The sequence below is a fragment of the Bdellovibrio sp. KM01 genome, assembly GCF_013752535.1.
Lineage (GTDB): Bacteria > Bdellovibrionota > Bdellovibrionia > Bdellovibrionales > Bdellovibrionaceae > Bdellovibrio.
Genome location: NZ_CP058348.1, coordinates 3,141,780 through 3,160,998, shown reverse-complemented (window position 1 = coordinate 3,160,998; position 19,219 = coordinate 3,141,780). Strand labels below are relative to the sequence as shown.

General features: G+C 45.8%; 17 protein-coding genes. All 17 read left to right on the top strand.

What is annotated here, in order from left to right; translation table 11 throughout:
- Positions 1 to 65 precede the first annotated feature (65 nt).
- The 17 genes from HW988_RS15265 (at position 66) to rpoN (ending at position 19,038) form a co-directional block, all read left to right on the top strand.
- Complete coding sequence (locus HW988_RS15265; RefSeq protein ID WP_181607825.1) at positions 66 to 1,670, top strand: CTP synthase; 1,605 nt, start codon at positions 66 to 68, stop codon at positions 1,668 to 1,670.
- An 8-nt stretch (positions 1,671 to 1,678) separates the two neighbouring features.
- Positions 1,679 to 2,659, top strand: a complete 981-nt coding sequence (locus HW988_RS15260) for an SIS domain-containing protein (protein ID WP_181605051.1) — start codon at positions 1,679 to 1,681, stop codon at positions 2,657 to 2,659.
- A 213-nt stretch (positions 2,660 to 2,872) separates the two neighbouring features.
- The gene (locus HW988_RS15255; protein WP_181605050.1) at positions 2,873 to 3,439 is read left to right on the top strand and encodes an energy transducer TonB; all 567 of its coding nucleotides are present in this window, start codon (positions 2,873 to 2,875) and stop codon (positions 3,437 to 3,439) included.
- A 204-nt stretch (positions 3,440 to 3,643) separates the two neighbouring features.
- Entirely contained in the window at positions 3,644 to 4,147 is a 504-nt protein-coding gene (locus tag HW988_RS15250) for an HAD family hydrolase (RefSeq protein ID WP_181605049.1), read from the top strand.
- Between the two features lie 3 nt (positions 4,148 to 4,150).
- Positions 4,151 to 4,876 carry an outer membrane beta-barrel domain-containing protein gene (locus tag HW988_RS15245; protein ID WP_142701333.1) on the top strand — a complete coding sequence of 242 codons (726 nt, stop codon included), beginning with the start codon at positions 4,151 to 4,153 and terminating at the stop codon, positions 4,874 to 4,876.
- Positions 4,877 to 4,889: 13 nt separating this feature from the next.
- Positions 4,890 to 5,729, top strand: coding sequence for an outer membrane beta-barrel domain-containing protein (locus tag HW988_RS15240; RefSeq protein ID WP_181605048.1), 840 nt, complete (start codon positions 4,890 to 4,892; stop codon positions 5,727 to 5,729).
- Positions 5,726 to 7,306: a lipopolysaccharide assembly protein LapB gene (locus HW988_RS15235; protein ID WP_181605047.1), complete on the top strand. Its 1,581-nt coding sequence runs from the start codon at positions 5,726 to 5,728 to the stop codon at positions 7,304 to 7,306. Before HW988_RS15240 ends, HW988_RS15235 begins: the two co-directional genes overlap by 4 nt.
- A gap of 5 nt (positions 7,307 to 7,311) precedes the next feature.
- Complete coding sequence (locus HW988_RS15230) at positions 7,312 to 10,536, top strand: tetratricopeptide repeat protein (protein WP_181605046.1); 3,225 nt, start codon at positions 7,312 to 7,314, stop codon at positions 10,534 to 10,536.
- Positions 10,536 to 11,393, top strand: a complete 858-nt coding sequence (locus HW988_RS15225; RefSeq protein WP_181605045.1) for a tetratricopeptide repeat protein — start codon at positions 10,536 to 10,538, stop codon at positions 11,391 to 11,393. The genes HW988_RS15230 and HW988_RS15225 overlap by 1 nt, the downstream gene beginning before the upstream one ends.
- A gap of 24 nt (positions 11,394 to 11,417) precedes the next feature.
- Positions 11,418 to 11,690: a hypothetical protein gene (locus tag HW988_RS15220; protein ID WP_142701328.1), complete on the top strand. Its 273-nt coding sequence runs from the start codon at positions 11,418 to 11,420 to the stop codon at positions 11,688 to 11,690.
- On the top strand, positions 11,687 to 13,945 hold the full coding sequence (locus HW988_RS15215; RefSeq protein WP_181605044.1) for an AgmX/PglI C-terminal domain-containing protein: 2,259 nt from the start codon (positions 11,687 to 11,689) through the stop codon (positions 13,943 to 13,945). Before HW988_RS15220 ends, HW988_RS15215 begins: the two co-directional genes overlap by 4 nt.
- A 50-nt stretch (positions 13,946 to 13,995) precedes the next feature.
- Positions 13,996 to 14,712: a MotA/TolQ/ExbB proton channel family protein gene (locus HW988_RS15210; protein ID WP_255490047.1), complete on the top strand. Its 717-nt coding sequence runs from the start codon at positions 13,996 to 13,998 to the stop codon at positions 14,710 to 14,712.
- A gap of 28 nt (positions 14,713 to 14,740) precedes the next feature.
- A complete protein-coding gene (locus HW988_RS15205) occupies positions 14,741 to 15,217 on the top strand; it encodes a biopolymer transporter ExbD (protein WP_142701326.1) in 477 nt (158 codons plus the stop codon).
- A complete protein-coding gene (locus HW988_RS15200; RefSeq protein WP_181605043.1) occupies positions 15,217 to 15,816 on the top strand; it encodes a biopolymer transporter ExbD in 600 nt (199 codons plus the stop codon). Before HW988_RS15205 ends, HW988_RS15200 begins: the two co-directional genes overlap by 1 nt.
- Before the next feature lie 18 nt (positions 15,817 to 15,834).
- Positions 15,835 to 16,848: an LPS export ABC transporter periplasmic protein LptC gene (gene lptC / locus HW988_RS15195; RefSeq protein ID WP_181605042.1), complete on the top strand. Its 1,014-nt coding sequence runs from the start codon at positions 15,835 to 15,837 to the stop codon at positions 16,846 to 16,848.
- Positions 16,845 to 17,567 (top strand): LPS export ABC transporter ATP-binding protein, encoded by a 723-nt coding sequence (gene lptB / locus HW988_RS15190; RefSeq protein WP_181605041.1) that lies wholly within the window; start codon positions 16,845 to 16,847, stop codon positions 17,565 to 17,567. The genes lptC and lptB overlap by 4 nt, the downstream gene beginning before the upstream one ends.
- 28 nt (positions 17,568 to 17,595) lie before the next feature.
- Positions 17,596 to 19,038, top strand: coding sequence for an RNA polymerase factor sigma-54 (gene rpoN / locus HW988_RS15185; RefSeq protein ID WP_181605040.1), 1,443 nt, complete (start codon positions 17,596 to 17,598; stop codon positions 19,036 to 19,038).
- Positions 19,039 to 19,219 lie beyond the last annotated feature (181 nt).

Below are 19,219 nucleotides of genomic sequence, written 5' to 3'. Positions count from 1 at the left end.
TGAAAGCAACTAAGAAGACTGTTGCGACCACAAAAGTTTCGACAGCAAAATCCACGAAAAAATCCCTGAAGCAAAAATTTATTTTTGTAACGGGCGGGGTGGTTTCATCCATCGGTAAAGGTCTGACGGCGGCAAGTCTGGGAGCTCTGTTAGAAGCTCGCGGGCACAAAGTCACAATCATGAAATTCGACCCGTACCTGAATGTCGACCCGGGTACAATGTCTCCGTTTCAACATGGGGAAGTATTTGTAACTGAAGATGGTGCGGAAACAGATTTGGATTTGGGGCACTATGAGCGATTTACATCTGCTGTGATGAATCGCTCAAACTCAGTTTCCACAGGGCAGATTTACGACACGGTGATCGCACGCGAACGTCGCGGTGATTATCTGGGTGGCACTGTGCAAGTGATTCCGCATATCACGGAAGAAATCAAAGCACGTATTTATGAAGCGGCTCAAGGCAGTGAATTAATCCTGGTTGAAATCGGCGGAACTGTCGGGGACATTGAATCTCAACCGTTCCTGGAAGCCATCCGTCAGATGCGTATCGATGTCGGAATGGAAAATTCTGTTTTGGTTCACGTGACTTACGTTCCGTACATCGCGGCCGCCGGCGAATTGAAATCAAAACCGACTCAGCACTCGGTGAAAGAGTTGCGCATGATCGGTTTGCAGCCGGATTTCCTGGTTTGTCGCAGTGAAAAACATATCGACGATAACCTTAAAGGCAAGATTGCCTTGTTCTGTTCCGTGCAACCAAATCATGTCGTGGCCGCTCAAGACAGCAAGTTCATTTACGAAGTTCCGTTGGCTTTGCACAAAGAGCAACTGGATGAATTGATTGTTGAGCGCTTGGGATTAAAACCGCAGCGTTTGAATCTTAAAGGCTGGCAGAATCTGGTCAACGTTTTGGCGAATCCAGATGTAACTGTTAAAATTGGCGTCGTTGGTAAGTACGTTGAGCTTAAAGAAGCTTATAAATCCCTGCATGAGTCTTTGGTGCATGGCGGGGTTGCTAACAAGGCTCGCGTGGAAATTATCTATGTCGATTCTGAAAAAGTGACAGATAAGACCGTTCATTCTCTTTTGGGTAAAGTCGACGGCATCCTGGTGCCAGGCGGATTTGGTACTCGCGGAGTGGAAGGAAAAATCACAGCGATTAAATATGCGCGTGAAAAACAAAAACCATTCTTTGGTATTTGCTTTGGAATGCAGCTCGCGGCGATCGAATTTGCTCGTAATGTGTGCGGTATCAAAGATGCTACCAGCCGCGAGTTCCATGCGGAAAATAAACGCAACGGCAACTTCGTGATCGATTCTATGGTTGAACAACGTGGTTTGGTTAATAAAGGCGGTACTATGCGCTTGGGTGCTTACCCATGTGCTATCACACCTAATACCAAGGCATCCCAAGTGTACAAAGCTACGCACATCACGGAACGTCACCGTCATCGCTTTGAGTTTAATAATAAGTTTAAAGCTTTATTTGAAAAGAACGGCATGGTCGCTTCGGGTATTTGTAAAGAGCGCGATCTGGTTGAAATTGTTGAACTTCCGGATCATCCTTGGTTTGTGGCGGTTCAGTACCATCCTGAATTCAAATCCAAGCCACTGGCACCGCATCCGTTGTTTGTTCATTTTGTTAAAGCTAGTTTGAAGAATAAATAGGACCAAATATGTCAAAATTGACTGAGCAAGCATTGAAGGTTTTAGAAGTCGAGGCGCAAGCCGTATTGGCTCTTAAACCGCGTATCGGTGCTGATTTCGAACAAGTCGTAAAATTGATTGTGGGCTGTAAAGGCAAACTGGTCGTGACGGGTATGGGTAAATCCGGTCAAATCGCCCGCAAATTGGCGAGTACGTTTTCCTCAACGGGAACGCCGGCTGTGTTTTTACATCCTGCTGAAGGTAATCACGGAGATCTGGGCATGGTCACAAATGACGACGTGATTATGGCGTTGTCCTACGGTGGCGAGTCCCCAGAGTTTTCAGGTGTATTGAGTTTCGTTGCCCGCAAAGGTATTCCTTTGATCGCCTTGACGGGTAAACCGTCCTCTTCATTGTCTAAAGCTGCCAAGTTCACTTTGGATGTTGCGGTTTCTGAAGAAGCCTGCCCATTGGGGTTGGCTCCAACAGCCAGCAGTACGGCGACATTAGCGATGGGTGATGCGGTTGCGATGTGTGTGATGGCGGAAAAAGGATTCAGCTCTGCTGACTTTGCCGAATTCCATCCGGGCGGCAGCCTGGGGTATCGTCTTTTGACTCGGGTGAAAGATGTAATGCATGCTGGGGAGGCTTTGCCGACAGTGGGACTGAATGCTCCGCTGAAAGAAGTCTTTGCTATCATGACTCACAAAGACGTGCGCGGTGCCGCTGGCATTGTCGATGATAAAGGTGATTTGGTCGGAGTTATTACGGATGGGCAGATTCGTCGTCGTCTGGATAAATCGAATGATCCTTTCACGGGGCAGGCAAAAGATTTGATGACCACGAATCCTCGTACGATTGATAAGAATGAACTCGCTGAAAAAGCCTTGTTTGTGATGGAGCAATTCCAGATCAATATGTTGTTTGTAATGGATAAAGAATCCCCTCAGCCATTGAAGCCGGTCGGTATCATCCACGTACAGGATTTGTTGAAAGCGCGTGTACGCTAATTAAACGGGGTTTCAGGCCGAAGCCCCGCTCCCATTTTTCCTTTGGTTTTCATTTAGGTCCATGTGAGGTGACTTTTTAAGAGGCGTCCAATACACCTCTGCTATAGTTATCTTAAGAGGCTTTTCTTGAACTTAAAAATTAGAGAATTACCCCCATTTGCTATCTCTCTTTTCCTGCACCTAGCGGTGTTTGCGGGGATGTCTATCGTTGCAATGAAGCCTCAAATTTTAGCGCCATTTGGATCTTATAAAAAGGGTGGCGCCGTTGTTGTGGAGTTCGATTCTTTTTCTTCGCCTGTTCAGTCAGTTCCAAGAATAGCCGCTCCGGTTTTGCACGATGCTGGCGATATCGCTGTCACTCAAAAGAAGAAAAAGGTCGAAGTGCAACCGCAACAAGCTGCTGAAACTGGCGGAGCGAAAACTTTGGGTCATGCAGATGGAAATCTGACTTCAGGCCCACTGGGTGAAGCCAATGGAAATCGTCTGGCTTCGGTTAAAGAGCGCTATTTGTATGAACTGCGAGTTCTTATTGAAGGGCGCAAAGTTTATCCGGTTACTTCGAAACGCCTGCGTGAAAGCGGCCGAGTATTGGTTGAGTTTACGGTTCAAAATGATGGCACTATCACTGCTGTAGAAATCAAGCAGGGCACGGCTTTCGATCGTTTGAATGAGGCTGCGAAAAGTTTGATTGCTGGCATTGGAAAGTACAAACCATTGCCGAGTGAATTTGCTCAGACTTCAGCAAAACTTGAAATTCCCATCGAATATTCTTTGCAGTAAATCTGCTCATCACTGTCCATTAACATTCACATTTGCATTGGTCCAGTTCGCGCAAAGGGAACATACTTTAGCGCAGGTTTGTTGTTACCTTTAACAAAATTCTGTCGGTAAAGAGATCATTCCAGACCTTCATCCAGTGGGACAAAGGTCTTGTATCGGGGTGCGACACTTGCTCCTCTTGTAATAATTTCCCACAATGATTTCGTGGCAGTAGAAATATCAAAACTTAAAAATATCAAGATGTTGGTGCTCGATGTCGACGGTGTCATGACCGACACAAGGATCTGGTTTGAAAACGGCGAGTGGCGCCGTTTTTATTCCATCCGCGATGGCGTTGGCATCAAACGTTTGACAGAAGCGGGTTATAAGATCGCCGTCATCACTGGCACAAAGGCAGAGGATGTGCGAGCTCGCGCAAAGTCCCTGGGTATTCATTATTTCTACGAAGGTGCTCTCGACAAAGAGCCTTCTTTCTTACAGCTGCAAAAAGAATCCGGCATCTCACCAAATGAGATGGCGTATGTGGGGGACGACATTTTCGATATCCCACTTTTGCAAGCAGTGTCCTTCGGAGCCACAGTTCCTGAAGCAGTTGATGAAGTGATTGAGATTGCAGATTACGTGACGAAGCGGCCCGGTGGTTGCGGAGCAGTACGTGAAGTTTGTGATTACATTTATAAATATGGGGCCTTTTCCTCAGGTAGGTAATTCATGCTAAAGAATGGTTTGAAAGCCTTGATCATCATTGGTGCAGCTTTGCTTCTGCATAAAACAGCTTTCGCAGCTGAGTTGGTCGAGTTGCCAGTAGAAGAACTGGCAAAAGAATCTGTACTCCCGATCTTTGATAAATCGGTGAGCGTTAAAAACCGTCGTGTTGTTACCGCGGGTCGCATCGATGCGAACTTGTTCTATGGTATGGCGCTGACAGAACCGATTTACGACGTCAGTAAATTCGGATTGTCCGCGTATTACAACTGGAATGAAGACCACGCCATAGGTTTCTTGTTCGCGAAAAACTCATCGGGCTTATCCACATATGCCAAGCAGTTATACACGGAATACGGTTTGGACTATAACTACGCACCAAAGCCGGAAATGACTTTGATGGCGGATTACAATCTAAAAGTATTCTATGGAAAGATGAGTTTAACCAAAGCCACTGTGATCAATACCCAATTGTTCGGAACGGCGGCGTTGGGAATGGTTAAGTTTGAAAACAAAGCTTATCCGGCGTTGGCACTTGGCCTGGGACAAAAATTCTATTTCACTTCTCAGTGGGCATTGAGATTCGATTTGAGACTTTATATGAATCAAGCGCCGATTCCATTCAATCCGGCTTTGAAGCCAAGCGTTCCTACAAAACCTTCAAAAGATTCATTTGAAGACAGACTCACTTACACTACAAACCTCGATGTTGGTTTGTCTTACTTGTTTTAAGCGAGGTTGAAAGATGTTGAACAAAAAACTTTTCGCATTCTTACTGATCTCCGCAATGCTGACTCCGGGTTTGTCAAAAGCTCAGGATATGGGTAGCGGTGATGATGTTGACAGCATTGAAACAGAAGTAAACCGCTCGGCTCCCAAAAGGCAGACAATCGAAAATTCAGCAGCAGCAAAAAACTATGCTGGTGATGATGAAAAGAATGTCACTGACTTTAAAGGCCTTGCGAATCTTGCGCCATTTCAAGAGATCTCGATCATTCAAAAAAGATTCATGCCTAAAACAGGCCGTTTCGAATTGTTTGGTGGCGGTACCATCGTAACGAATGACCCATTCTTTAATACAATGGGTGGAGTTCTTAAGGCTGGCTACTTCCTGACTGAATCTTGGGGTGTCGAGTTGAACTATTTTGGTTTGACGACAGCACAACGTGAATCGACTCGTGAACTAGAATCCAACAATGGTGTTTCGACTGAAAGCTTGGCATATCCGAAATCTTATATCGGTGCCGATCTTATGTGGTCGCCTATTTACGGTAAAATGACTTGGTTCAATAATCGTATCATTCCTTTCGACCTGTATTTCTCGGGTGGTTACGGGATGACTGAAACATCCACAGGTGAAAGTTCTGGAACGATCCACGTGGCTGCTGGACAAATCTTTTCTTTGACGAAGTCCGTGGCATTCCGTTGGGACTTCAGCTGGAATTTCTATAATGCCAACGTAACCATCAAAGAAAAAGATGGAAGTGGCAATGTTATTGGATCCCACAAGTCTAATAACAGCTTTAACAACTTGTTCTTAACTGTAGGCGTGAGCTGGTTCTTTCCGGAGGCAACATACCGATGAGAAAACTACTATTACTCTTGATCGCAACAAGTATGGTTACGCCAGCCGTATCAGAGGCGCAGACGAAAAAAGCTGCTCCTGCAAAACGTGCGGCTCAAGCTCCAACGCAACAGCGTAGAGCGGTGGCGCCACCGAATGCTAAACAGCAATTGTCTAAAGCTTTGCAAATGGCTCAAAACGGTCAGTATGCAGCAGCAGCCAACAATCTGTTCACTTTGGCAAGAAAGCCGGAGTTGGCAGCGGAACGTCCGCAGATTAAATACATCCTGGGTACAATGTTGATGCAGTTGAAACTTTATCAAACTGCAGCTTTCCAATTCGTGGATGTCATTCGTTCCGGTAATCCACGCTACTCTAAACCAGCAATCGAAAAACTGGCGATCGTGGCCGATGGATTGGGCGATGATACGATTATGAACTACGCGATCTCTCGCGTGGACTTGAATTCTATCCCGGCAAGTCAGAAAGACATGGTTTACTACCGCCTAGGTGAAATCCAACGTCGTAATAGAGAGTATCCAAAAGCGATCGATATGTTCAGTCGTGTGGGTGCGAACAGCTCTTACTACTTCCAGGCGTTGTACAATCGTGGTTTGTCAGAACTTGAATCCAATGAAGTGCCGGCGGCCATCACTGTTTTCCAAAACATGATTGATGCGCGTGCGGCAGCTCCGGTGACTGATACGAATAAAGTTCAAGCGCAATTGGCTTTGGCCCGTGCTTACTATCAAAAGAAAGACTGGGATGCAGCTATCGAAGCATATTCTCAGGTCCCTCGTGATACTTTGGCATGGCATGATGCAATCTTTGAACAGTCATGGGCAATGCTTCGTGCGGCTCGTTTCCGTTCAGCTATGAGTAACTTCCAAACTCTCCACTCGGCATATTATGAAGACTTTTATATGCCGGAGAGTTTACTTTTGCGCTCGATCGTATACCTCTATATCTGTAAGTACGACGAGATGGAAAAGGTCTTGAACTTGTTCGAGACGACTTATGGTCCGGTGCGTGCGAAAATTGGTAACTTCATCAAGAGCACGAACGACAACACGTACTACTATCAGGAGCTTGAGAAAGCTAAAATCATCAAGACGACTGATAAGTCTGCGAATCTTCACCTTCCGTACATTGTTCTTCGTAATATCATGGATCAGGGTGACGTGAAACGTGCGATGAACTATCTGGCTCGTTTGAACCAGGAAAAATCTCGCGTGGAAGGCAGTCCGACATTCCGTGCATCTGCTTTGGGTCAGTACTCTTTAAAGATCCTGGCAAATCGTTCGAAAAATACCAAGCTGGCAATCGGCGACATGATGAAAGTGCATTTGTTGAACATGCGCACAGAGCTTCATGATCTATACGAACAAGCGGGTTTCATCCGTTACGAAATGATCAACGGAAGAAAAGAAACTGTTAAAAAGAAAATCGCTGGTAAAGATCTTGGCGAGCAAATTGACGATAACGTGAACCGTAAGTTCTATATCGAAAATGGCTTCCAATACTATCCGTTCCAAGGTGAGTTCTGGTTGGATGAAATCGGTAACTATCACTATCTGGGCAAACAAAGTTGCGAGTAGGAACTATGAAATTTAATAGGCACAAGCTTCTTGTTACAAGTTTAGTCACGACACTGGTTACAGGTTCTGTCGCGCCAGTGTATGCAGCTCCTCCTAAAAAGGGAAAAGCGAAACCTGCGGCGGCTCCGGCGGCTGCGCCTTCTCGTGCAAGAACTGTCGGTGAGTTGTTAGCTCAAGCTGACCGTGAAAATGCCAAGGTTAAAAAAGATTCCACGGCACTTCCGACTGCCAACATGGGATTCGCAACCCAGGGCAATCAAGTTAATCTTTCGGCTGTAAAGCCGCCACGTTCGTCCGAAATCATGCAGTCTCGCGCGAAAAGTGGTGATCAAAAAGCTCAGTATGAAAAACTTTTGGACCAACAGATTCAAGAGCTTTACAAACTGACTCAACGATTCAAAACCAGCCCTAACCGCGGTGAATTGTGGCTGCGTTTGGCAGAGCTGTACGTTGAAAAATCCAGCATCGTAGACTCCCGCAAACAGGATGAGTACGATGCGAAACTTCGCGCCTTCCAGGAAAAGAAAACCAACCGTAAGCCGGTTTTGGAGTTGGAAGAAGCCCGCGATTACAATCGTAAAGCCGTACAATTATATGAATGGTTCCAACGTGACTTCCCTAAAGATCAAAAAATGCCTCAGGCATTGTTCTTCCTAGGGTATAACTATTTTGAGTTGGGCGACGTTAAAAAAGGTGCCCAGTTCTATGAAGACCTAACGAAACGCTATCCAAATTCCACGTATGTGGGTGAAGCGCATTTCGCTTTGGGCGAATATTACTTTGAAAATGAAAAATGGGCTGATGCTTACAGAGAATACACATTCTTAATTAAGCAAAAGAAACACCGTTTGCATACATTCGCCATGTACAAAGGCGGTTGGTGTTTGTTCCGTTTGGGCAAAGTCCAACAAGGCCTTGCCTATCTTGAATACATCATTAAAAGCAGCCGTCAGGAAGAAGCCGAACAAGTTGCCGGTAAAGCGGTTAACCGCACTCGTCTAGAAGGCGAAGCAATGCGTGACTTGGTTGTGTTTTATGCTGAGGGTGGTGACCCTGCTAACGCTGCAAACTATTTCGATGGTTTGATTGGCCAAGGCAGCGATCAGTATCTTGAAAAGCTGGCTTATCAGTATCAAGCTCGTGGTAATAAGGATGCATCTCGTGAGATCTTTAAACTCCTGATCGCACGTAACCCGACATCGCCTAAATCGTTCGAGTTCCAGTACCAAATCGTACAGAACTTCTTTTATGCGAAGAACACATCTCGCTTTAAAGACGAACTTTATGGCTGGGTGAAAGACTACGGTAAAGGCAGCGACTGGTTTGCGGCTAATAATAAAAACAAAGAGCTGATGGACAGTTCATATAAATTGCGCGAAACAACTTTGCGTAACTATATCTTGCAACAGCATCAGACGGCTCAAAACTCTCGTGCGCAGTTCTCTCAAACCCAAGCCAACGAAGGTTATAAACTTTATTTGGCTGAGTTCGGTGATTCTCCGGTTATTGGCGATATGCACTTCTACTACGGGGAGTTGCTATACGATATGCAACGCTACGATGAAGCGTTCGTGCAATACCAATGGGTTGCTGAGAAAGCTCCGACAAGCAAGTTTTATCCAAAAGCAGCACAGAACTTGATCTTGGCAGTTGAGAAAACGATTCCGACAGACGCAGAGATGCAAAAACGTGTCGGAAACTCTTTGGATCCGATCCCATTGGATCCAAAAGTGGATCGCTTTATCAAAGCAGGCACTTGGTACGTCAGCAAATTCCCGCAATCTGAAAAGACTCCGGAAATTAAATTCCGTATCGGTCGCTTGTATTACCAATCGAATCATTTCGATGAAGCAGTTAAAGTGTTCCGCGATATCGTTAAGAACAATCCTAAATCCAAGTACTCTGAGTACTCAGCGAACTTGATCCTGGATATTTACAACTTGAAGAAAGACTATGCGGGTCTGGAGAAAGTCGGAGCAGAAATGTTATCCGTACCTTCAATCGCAGCTTCTCCGGTGGGTAAGGACATCCGCGGTATCATGGAAAAGGCTTCGTTCAAAAAAGGTCAGGATCTGGAAGGTCAAAAGCGTTTTGCCGAATCCGCTCAAGCTTACGAGGCTTTCGCGAAGGCAAATCCGACTTCCAACTTGGCGACGACAGCGATGTACAACGCGGGTATCAACTATGAGCGCGCCGGACAAAATGGTTTGGCCATCGCGGCTTATAAAGGTGTATTGGCATCGAAAGATCCAGAAGCTGAAAAGTTGAGACCTAAGGTTCGTCGCTTCTTGGCAAAACAGTATCAAGATTCCGCGCAGTTTGAGGAAGCAGCAAGACTGTACAAGCAACTTGCACAGGAAGCTCCCAAAGATCCTCTTTCTCCGAACTTGATGTTTAATGCCGCAGTTCTTTATGAAGCTTTAGGACGTGGGGATGAAGCGATTCGTGCTTACACTGAATTTACAAAAATGAACAAGAAACGCAGCGAGAACGTGGAAGTTCTGTATAGCATCGCGACGATCCACCGTAAGGCAGATCAAAAGGGTGCGGCAATCCGTAACTACATGGAATATGTAGAAACGGGTGGTCGTGATCAGGAAAAAGTCGTGGAAAGTGCTTACTGGGTTTATGAATTGTCCAAAGAAGTGGGCGCGATCACACGCTCCAAAGAATGGGCTGGCAAAACATTGGCGATTCAAAGAAGATTTGCGCCAAACAAAAAGGGCCCAGGTGCTTCTTACGCTGCTAAGCTAAAATTTGCGGATGCTTTGATGACTTTCAAAGAAATGCGCGCAGTTACGTTCCCGAACAATCCGGCAAGACAAAAAGCGGCGGCTGATAAAAAGATCGGCTTGTTGACAAAGCTTTCTGGTGAATTGGTTGACGTGATCAAGTACGACAGTGCTGAAGAAGTAGTAAGTTCTCTGGCGTTGTTGGGCGATGCGAATTCGAATATGGCTCAAACGATCATCAATGCTCCACTTCCAGCAGGTCTGAATGCAGAAGAGACAAAACAGTACAAAGCGGGTGTTGAACAGTTTGCGGCTCCGTTTAACGGCAAAGCCAAAGACAGTTATAAAGCCTGCGTGGATCGTGCGTGGGAACTTGAAGCCTACAACGACGCCTACCGCGCGGCTTTGGATTATATGAGCAAAGTAGATCCAGTGAACTACTATAACGGTGGTGAAGTTGGCTCTGAACTTCGTCTGGTGAATTGGATGGGTCAATAATGAAAAAGTATCTATTGTTAACAGTCCTTTTTATTGCTGCTTGTTCTTCTGCTCCGACAGCGAATCAAAGCTCTGAAGATTCTATGGGGATGGAGGGCGTTTCTGATGCTCCAACTCCGGCTCACGAAGATGAAGCACCAAAGGCCGCGAAACATGACGAGCCGGAAGTTAAACCGGCTCCAGTGGCATCGTCTCAATATTCGAACCTGAATAATGCCATTAAGACACAAAATGACGAAGGTATCTATCGTGCGGCGACGGATATCCTGGCGCAAAATGGAAGTGATGCAAGGGCCTTGAATGCGCTGGCGATGTACCACTTCAAAAAAGGCCGTTTTGATTTGTCCCGTTACCTTTTAAGCAAGGCAATTGGAGCAAATGCGAACATGTCCGAACTCTATTCAAATCTTGGAGTCGTTCAATTGGCCCAAAATGAGAGACGTGAAGCGATCAAATCATTCAAGAAGGCATTGTCAGTCAATGGTCTTGATCCAGTTGCATCCGCAAACGTTGGCTCGATTTATGTTCAGGAAAAAGACTATAAAAAAGGTTTGTTGGCGCTTGAGGTTGCTTATAGCAAAGGCGTGCGTGATCCGCGCGTGTTGAACAATTATGCAGTCGCCTTAACTGCTACGGGAAGTTACGACAAAGCCGCCGACCTATACAAGAAAGTCGTCAAAGACGACAGCAACAACCGCGAGGCAATGCTGAACTATGCTATTCTTCTGGTTGATAAAATGGAAAAATATAAAGACGGGCTCGAAGTTATAAGCAGACTAAAGTTTGTAGGTGGGCCAACAGGGTCGAGTAATCGAATAAATGCTTTGGAGAACAAGGCCAAAGCAGGTTTAAAATAAGTGAATCCTCGAGGGAGTAGCATCATGTTGCAAGTTTTAAAATACATATCATTGCTCGGACTTATTTCCTTGGCTTGTAGTTTTGCAAATGCGCAAGAAGCTGCCAAAAAAGAGCGTAAAGCAACGCTTAACTTCGAAGATGAATTGGTTGAAGGGGGCACTCAGAAGCCTGAGTTGTCGTATCTCTTCCAAAAGAAGAATTTCAATTATAAACGATTGATCAAACTTAGAGAGAATTTCATCCCTGAGATGAGAAAATCAGCAGAAGACATCCAGCGAGTTCGAGGTAGTAATTGAGATCGCCGTTAATATTCAGAATCTTTAAAGATAACCAACTTGTTGGAGTGAAACAGTTCGATCAAGATCAGATCGTAATTGGTCACTCTGAAGAAGTTCACGTCGACCTTGATGGTGATGGAGTATCGCCAATTCACTGTCTTTTAGAAAGACGGGACGCTGGCTATTACATCTGTGACTTGGGTTCTTCAACAGGCACATTCAAAAACGGCCAGGCTGTTCTGGATGAAAGCATCGCTTCTGGTGATGAAGTGACTGTAGGTCCATTTAAAATCGTGTTTTTCTTGGGCGTGCCGAAACCTAAAGGTCCTCCTCCGGGTGAAGAGAAATTGGAAGATGCAGCAGTTGCTGTGCCTCCGGTAGCTCCTCCAGCAGCAGCACCAGTTGCGCCACCGCCGCCAGTTCAGGACGTAACTTTGACTTCGATTCCAGCAGCAGCGGCGCCAACGCCTCCTCCTGCGGAACCTGTTGTGCAAAAAGCAGAGCCGGTTGCTCCGCCACCGCCAGCAGCAGACAAGAAAGAGGAAGTAAAAGTATCGATTCCAACGGAAGTCCCTAAGATCGATGAAAAAGCTCCTCCGGTTGCTGCGGTTGTGACTCCTGTCGTAGCGGCTCCAGTGGCAGCGACACCTGCTGCGACGACACCTGCGGCAGCGCCGACTCGTCCAGAGATTCGTGCTGGCAAAGTTTCATTTAAAAAGGAAAAGAAAGTTAAGACTTTCGCTCCTGCAAGTGAAATTCAAGATTTGAAAACATATCTGAAGCCTGGAAAAGGTCCGACTGTTCAAGTGATCGTTGCGTGGAAAGAACGCATCCTGAACACGTACAATTTCAAAGGCAATCAATCCGTTCATGTGAACCTGGGTGAAGACAAGCCAAACAGCATCGCTCTTCCAGAAGGAATCATGCCAAGAGGCTTCCAAATTCTGGATATGGCTGGCGGCTTGAAAGTAAACACTGCTGCTGACATGAAGATTGAAATGGTCGGCGCCACAGGTTTGGTGTCTATCGAAGATCTTGAGAAAAACGGTCGCGCGCAAAGAGCGGGTGGCGGTTATTCTGTACGTGTTGATCAAAATGAAATGCTTTGCCTGGCTTTACCTGGTGGCAACATTCATTTGTACGTTCGTTTCGTTCCGCAAGCTCCAGTTGTACCAATTACTTCTGTGATGCTTTCAGGTTCTGAATTGACGGGCTTGGTGATGTCTTTGGTGATCGTGGGTTTGCTTGCATTGTACATCTCTGCAACAACTCCAGACTGGCAGGAAAACAAGCAGGAAGAGGTTCAGCGTATTGCGCAGGTTATCTTTGATAAGAAACCAACACCTCCGCCAGCTCCAACGCCGAAACCACCAGAGCCATCTCCCACTCCGGTACAGCAGCCTACTCCGACACCAACTCCTAAGAAAGTTGTCGTGAACGATAAGGACAAAGCAGCTCAAGAGAAAAAACCTGAGAACAAACCTCAGCTTTCTCAAAAAGCTTCCACTGCCGCTAAAGCAAGTGAAGTGGCTCCTAAGGAAACCAAAGACAAGAGAAAGACTTTCACATCAACTCGTCAAGGTGGCGCAGTTAAGATGGGTGAGACTGCCAGTGCGAACGCGCAGTCAAAAAACAAAGACCTTTCTAAAGTCGGATTGTTTGGTGCTTTCGGTGGTGGCGGTAATAGAAAGAATCTTGACCAGGCATATTCTGGTCAGGGCGAAGTTTTGGGTATGGCCGACAAAGCGACGGGAACTTCTGGTTTCAATGAAAACAGAGCCGGTGATGATTTAGGTTCAAAATTCAAAGACTCAGGTGCGGGCGGTAAAGGTACAGCGACACAAGGTATCGCGGGTATCGGAACCAAAGGTCGTGGGTCAGGCCAATCCGCTTACGGTGCTTCTGAAGGTTTCGGTTCGAAATCTCAGGTCGCAATCGAAGGTGGTGGTATGGAAGAATCTTTCGACGGGACTATCGACAAAGAAGCTATTCGTCGTGTGATCCGTGCGAAACTTCATGAGGTTAAGAGCTGTTACGAAAGAGCTTTGAACACGAAAGCCAAAGGCACTCGTCTAGAGGGTAAAGTTATCCTCGGGTGGGAAATCGTGGCGCAAGGTCAGGCTCGCAATGTGAAAGTGAAGAGTTCGACACTTGGAGATAAAGGTGTTGAAAACTGTATCAGAGATCGTTTGGCAAGTTGGACATTCCCGGAACCTCCAGCAGGTCTCGTGGCAGTGATCGAAGCTTATCCATTCGTTCTGAACCAACAATAGATTTTAAAGTTTAAAAAAATTAATAAAGTTACTCTACAGGAGGAGTTTCCGTGAACCCAACAGACGCAGCAGCAGCAGCAACCCAGGCAGCAACTCAAGCAGCAGTGCAAGTTGCAACGACAGATAACATGAATTTCCTACAACGCGCATTCTCTGAGGGCGGTATCGTGATGTACATCATCGCGGCGATCGCAATCATGTCGATTATCGTGATCGTAGACAGAATCATGAAACTTAAAAATTTGAATGTGGACAAAAAGGAATTCACAGATCAAATCTTCCGCATGGTTGTAGCTGGTGATCTTCGCCAAGCTATTTCTTATTGCGATGCTCGCCCAGCAGCTTTGACGAACACAGTTAAAGCCGGTCTTGTGCAAGCAATGAACAAACGCCCGGATGAAGAAATTCAAGTGGCGATGGATGCGGCAGTTATGAGAGAGATGCCAAAAGTTGAAGGTTGGGTTTCCTTCCTTGCAGTTTTCGGTAACATCGCGGTACTTGCGGGTCTACTTGGTACGATCATCGGTATGATCGGTTCCTTCCGTGCAGTTGCGGTGGCGGATCCAGCGACTAAATCTATCGAACTTTCAAAAGGTATCTCGCATGCCTTGAATTGTACGGCGTTCGGTCTTTTGGTTTCTATCGTTTGTATCGTGGCTTACGGTTTGTTCCAACATCGTATCCAAAAAACAGAGAACGAAGTTGTTGAGACAAGCATGAGTCTTTTGAATCTGGTTGTAGCTAACAGAGAAAAGATCAGAGATTAATTACTTACGGTAAAGTTAGAGGTTTAGCATGGCTCACATAGAAGAGAGTGGCAAAGGCGGCAGGGCGAAGAATATCGAGTTGAATCTCGTTCCTGTCATCGACTTGATGAGCGTACTTATTACGTTCCTCCTGATCAGTGCCGTTTGGACTCAGATCTCTATGATTCAAATTGGAAGTTCCTTGTACGGTAAGAAATCCGACACTCAGCCAAGTCCGACTCCTCCTCCGAATGCGGATGTGGTGTTGAAGGTGGATGTGAAGCCTGTTGGTTATGTTTTAACTGTTGGGAAACAAGTCATCAGTCTTCCAATGCAAGGCGGACAATTTGACGATGCGGGCCTCATTGCACAACTTCAAAGAGTTAAACAAATCTATCCCGAAAAAGTGGATGCAATCCTGACGATGGCTGATGAATTGCCATACGACCAATTGATCAAGGCGATGGATAATTGCCTGATCTCAGGATTTAGCGCGATTTCAGTCGCAACAGGAGCGCCTCAATAATGGCAATCTTTAGACCGGGCGAGAGACATCGCTATCATAATATTTTGAGTAAGAAAAAAGGGAAACGTGGCGTGACGGCAGTTCTGTCTTTGACAGCGATGGTCGACATGTTTACGGTTCTGGTTATCTTCCTTCTTCAAAACTACAATACAACAGGGGACATCCTGTATATGCCAAAAGAAGTAACTCTTCCAAAGGCATCCAGTGTTAAAGAGCTGAAGCCAGCCCACGTTGTGACGATTTCCAATAAAGAAATCGTTCTTGATAAAGATACTGTGGCTACTTTTGAGGAAATCCAGGCGGCCGGTCCGGATGATTGGAATATTCCAAAACTGAAAGAGCAGCTGACTTTGGCTTTGGCAAAAAGCAAATCGGATTACGAAGCAAAACTGCAAAACAGAATCAAAAATGCTGTTGATCAAACAAAAGGTCAAACAACTGATGATGCTAATGCGTGGAGCAAAGTAACGATTCAGGCCGATAAAGGTATCGATTTCCTTACCGTGAAGAAGGTTATGTTCACTGTGACGGAAGCAGGTGCCGGCGAAATCAATTTCGCGGTGACCAAAAACTCTAACCAGTCGACTTCTACCCAATAGTTTGGGTAGAATCGGTCCATGTCTAAGTTCAAGAACCTCATCTTTGCAGTACTTCTAGTTTTATTGTTCGTTGAGGTTCTTATTGTCTTTCCCAAAAAACTTGAACATGACGATGACGCTAAAGTTCAAGCTCGCATAGAACTCCAAGAAAAAAGAAAAAAAGAGCTCGAAGAACAGGGTAAAGACCCTAAAGAGAAACAGTCCACTGCTGAGCAAAAGATGGGCGGTGTTCATTTGGTGGAAAGCCAAAAGGGGCAACGTGACTGGGAATTATTCTCTGAGTCTGCTGAAGGCAGTCAGGGCAGCGGCAACTGGAAACTTAAGAAAGTCCGCGTATTTTTCTATAACAAAGAAAAAGTTGAGTTCACAGCGACAGGTGACGAGGGCACGATCGATTCAAATTCGAAAGACCTCAATATCAAAGGTAATGTCGTGACCCGCTCTGAAAACGGTTATGTCTTCAAGACACCCGGCATTTCCTATTCCGCAGTGAAACGACTGATTGAAAGCCCTGAAGATGTCTACATGGAAGGTCCCCGCGATAAAACGGGGGCGGGAATGGTCCTTAAGGGACGTTCGATGCAAGTTCTCGTGGATCAGTCTAAAATGTTGATTAAAGAAAAAGTGACGGCGACCAAACCAATGAATGACGGCAAGCGTTTTGAAGTGGTTGCTGATGGTGCTGAATTTAGCGGTAAGAGTAATTTGGCAAGATTTTTGGGCTCTGTACGTATGAATTATGATGGCATGCGCCTCGAGGGTCCCGAGGCAAGTTTCCTATATGATAAAGGCGCCAACCTGTTAAGTTCCATCAGTGTTCTGGGTGGTGTGAAAGTCAGTGACGCAGATAAATTTGCGACGGCAGATGTGGTCAACCTGGACCTTCTTGCCAATAAGTATGTTTTCAAAGGGAAACCGAAGGTCATTCAAAACAATGACGAGCTGAGTGGTGAGGAAATCATCTTTCTTGAAGGCGGAAAAAAGGTTAAGGTTGAAAGAGTACGTGCCAAGATGGAGAACAAAGAAAAATGAGCATCCTGACCATCAAAGAAATTTCCAAGAGTTTCAAAAAGCGTAAAGTCGTTGATGGTGCTTCATTCTCCGTCGAATCCGGCCAAGTCGTGGGACTATTAGGACCCAATGGTGCGGGTAAAACGACATCATTCTATATGGTGGTGGGAATCGTTCAGCCTGATAAAGGCACCATCCATTTGGATGAAGATGATATCACTAAAGAGCCGATGTATAAGCGTGCTCGCGTGGGACTAAGCTATTTGGCTCAGGAACCCAGTATATTTCGTAAACTCACAGTGGCCGAGAACATCACCGTGGCCTTGGAGGCGCACGGCTTCAGCGGCGCCCAAAGAGCTGAGCGCCTGGAATTGTTGATTTCTGAACTTCGCGTGGGTCATATCCGCGACAGTTATGGTTACGCTTTATCAGGTGGTGAGCGCCGCCGTGTGGAAATTGCCCGTGCACTAGCGGGTGAACCCAAGTTTCTTCTGCTGGACGAACCCTTTGCAGGGATTGACCCGATTGCGGTCGGTGACATCCAGAATATCATCCGCGAACTTAAGGCCAAAGGTATAGGAGTTCTCATTACGGATCATAACGTTCGTGAGACTTTGGGCATTTGCGATTATGCTTATATACTGAAGGACGGGGCGATTCAGGTTAGCGGAAGTGCTGACGAAATCACGAATTCTGAATTGGCTCGTAAATTCTATCTCGGTGAAAATTTTAGGTTGTAACGCTAGTGCGTTTTTAGAAAGGTAAACAATGGCTCTTCGACAGACCATGAACCTGAGTCAATCTCTGGTCATTACTCCACAACTGCAACAAGCTATTAAACTGTTGCAGATGTCGCGTATGGAACTGGAGTCGGCGGTTCGTTCAGAGCTGGAAGAAAACCCGATTCTAGAAGAAGCAGAACAGCTTAAAGAGGAAGATCTACAGCGCACTAAAGAAGCCGCGGACGAAGTTGCCGGTGAAGGCTCTGTGGAGTCCACCAACGATCAAATTTCTCAAGACCCACAAAAACAAGATGAGTTTGAGTGGGAATCTTATATAGAGCAAAACCAAAAACCTCCTCAGTCCGGCATGTCTGGTTCTGAAGAGATCATGAACTATGAAAACGTCATCACCGCGTCTCAGACGTTGCACGATCATCTCTACTGGCAAGTTAAGATGAACGGCTTTTCTGAAGAGGAAGAGCGCGCAGCAGATGCGATTATCGGCGCGATCGATGATGATGGTTATTTCAAAGTTCCTATTGAGCAAATCGCAGAAGAAGAAAAGATCGATAAGGATCTTTTGGAAGACACTCTGACTTTGATTCACGAATTCGATCCCCCAGGTGTGGGTGCGCGTGATTTGAAAGAGTGCCTGTTGATCCAAGCCAAACACTTGGAAGAAGACACTCACGATTTGGTCAACCTGATCAATAATCACTTAAAAGATCTGGAAAAGAAAAATTACGAGGCCATTGCGAAAGCTTTGGGTCGTGATATCGAAGATGTTGTCGACATGTGTAAGATCATCTATGCGATGGATCCTAAACCAGGTCGCGCTTTCGTTGCCAGTGACACTCATTACGTCACTCCAGACGTTTACGTTTACAAAGTCGGCGATGATTACGTGGTGTCTTTGAATGAAGACGGTTTGCCACGTTTGAAGATTTCAAACTTTTATAAAAACATGCTGAAAACGGGCAAAACAACAGGCGACAAAACTCAGGATTATATCCAGGAAAAATTGCGCTCTGCTGTTTGGTTGATCAAGTCTATTCACCAAAGACAAAGAACAATCTATAAAGTGGCGGAGTCGATCGTAAAGCATCAACGAGACTTCTTTGAAAAAGGTTCTGAGCATTTGAAACCGATGGTTTTGCGCGATATCGCAAATGACATCGGCATGCATGAATCCACGGTCAGCCGTGTGACGACGTCCAAGTACGTTCACACTCCGCAAGGTATCTATGAGTTGAAATACTTCTTCAATTCAGGGATCAGTTCAAGCGACGGTGACTCTTTGGCAAGTGAATCAGTCAAAGTGAAAATCAAAGACTTGGTTTCCAAAGAAGATCCTAAGAACCCGCTGTCCGACCAAAAGATCGTGGATATGTTAAAGGTCGACGGAATCCAAATCGCACGAAGAACGGTCGCAAAATATCGCGACGTACTCAAAATTCTTCCGTCTTCGCAAAGGAAGAAGTACTTCTAGCGACCCGGCACAGCCGTATAATACAGCACCAAAACTCTTAGACAGGTCCTCGCTCTTTATTGTGCGGGGACTTCGTGTTTTTGGGGTGGGTCGATGTTTATTTGCCTTGGTTAAGCTTTTCAGAATTTACTGTGGAACTCGGTTTTGGTGCTGTATTATACGGCTGTGCCTGGTGGGCAGT

Bases quoted from the DNA above. Each gene is read 5' to 3' on its own strand.
- lptC (WP_181605042.1), top strand. From the start codon at position 15,835: ATGTCTAAGTTCAAGAACCTCATCTTTGCAGTACTTCTAGTTTTATTG.
- HW988_RS15260 (WP_181605051.1), top strand. From the start codon at position 1,679: ATGTCAAAATTGACTGAGCAAGCATTGAAGGTTTTAGAAGTCGAGGCG.
- HW988_RS15245 (WP_142701333.1), top strand. From the start codon at position 4,151: ATGCTAAAGAATGGTTTGAAAGCCTTGATCATCATTGGTGCAGCTTTG.
- HW988_RS15255 (WP_181605050.1), top strand. From the start codon at position 2,873: ATGAAGCCTCAAATTTTAGCGCCATTTGGATCTTATAAAAAGGGTGGC.
- HW988_RS15225 (WP_181605045.1), top strand. From the start codon at position 10,536: ATGAAAAAGTATCTATTGTTAACAGTCCTTTTTATTGCTGCTTGTTCT.
- lptB (WP_181605041.1), top strand. From the start codon at position 16,845: ATGAGCATCCTGACCATCAAAGAAATTTCCAAGAGTTTCAAAAAGCGT.
- HW988_RS15235 (WP_181605047.1), top strand. From the start codon at position 5,726: ATGAGAAAACTACTATTACTCTTGATCGCAACAAGTATGGTTACGCCA.
- HW988_RS15230 (WP_181605046.1), top strand. From the start codon at position 7,312: ATGAAATTTAATAGGCACAAGCTTCTTGTTACAAGTTTAGTCACGACA.
- HW988_RS15240 (WP_181605048.1), top strand. From the start codon at position 4,890: ATGTTGAACAAAAAACTTTTCGCATTCTTACTGATCTCCGCAATGCTG.
- HW988_RS15205 (WP_142701326.1), top strand. From the start codon at position 14,741: ATGGCTCACATAGAAGAGAGTGGCAAAGGCGGCAGGGCGAAGAATATC.
- rpoN (WP_181605040.1), top strand. From the start codon at position 17,596: ATGGCTCTTCGACAGACCATGAACCTGAGTCAATCTCTGGTCATTACT.
- HW988_RS15220 (WP_142701328.1), top strand. From the start codon at position 11,418: ATGTTGCAAGTTTTAAAATACATATCATTGCTCGGACTTATTTCCTTG.
- HW988_RS15200 (WP_181605043.1), top strand. From the start codon at position 15,217: ATGGCAATCTTTAGACCGGGCGAGAGACATCGCTATCATAATATTTTG.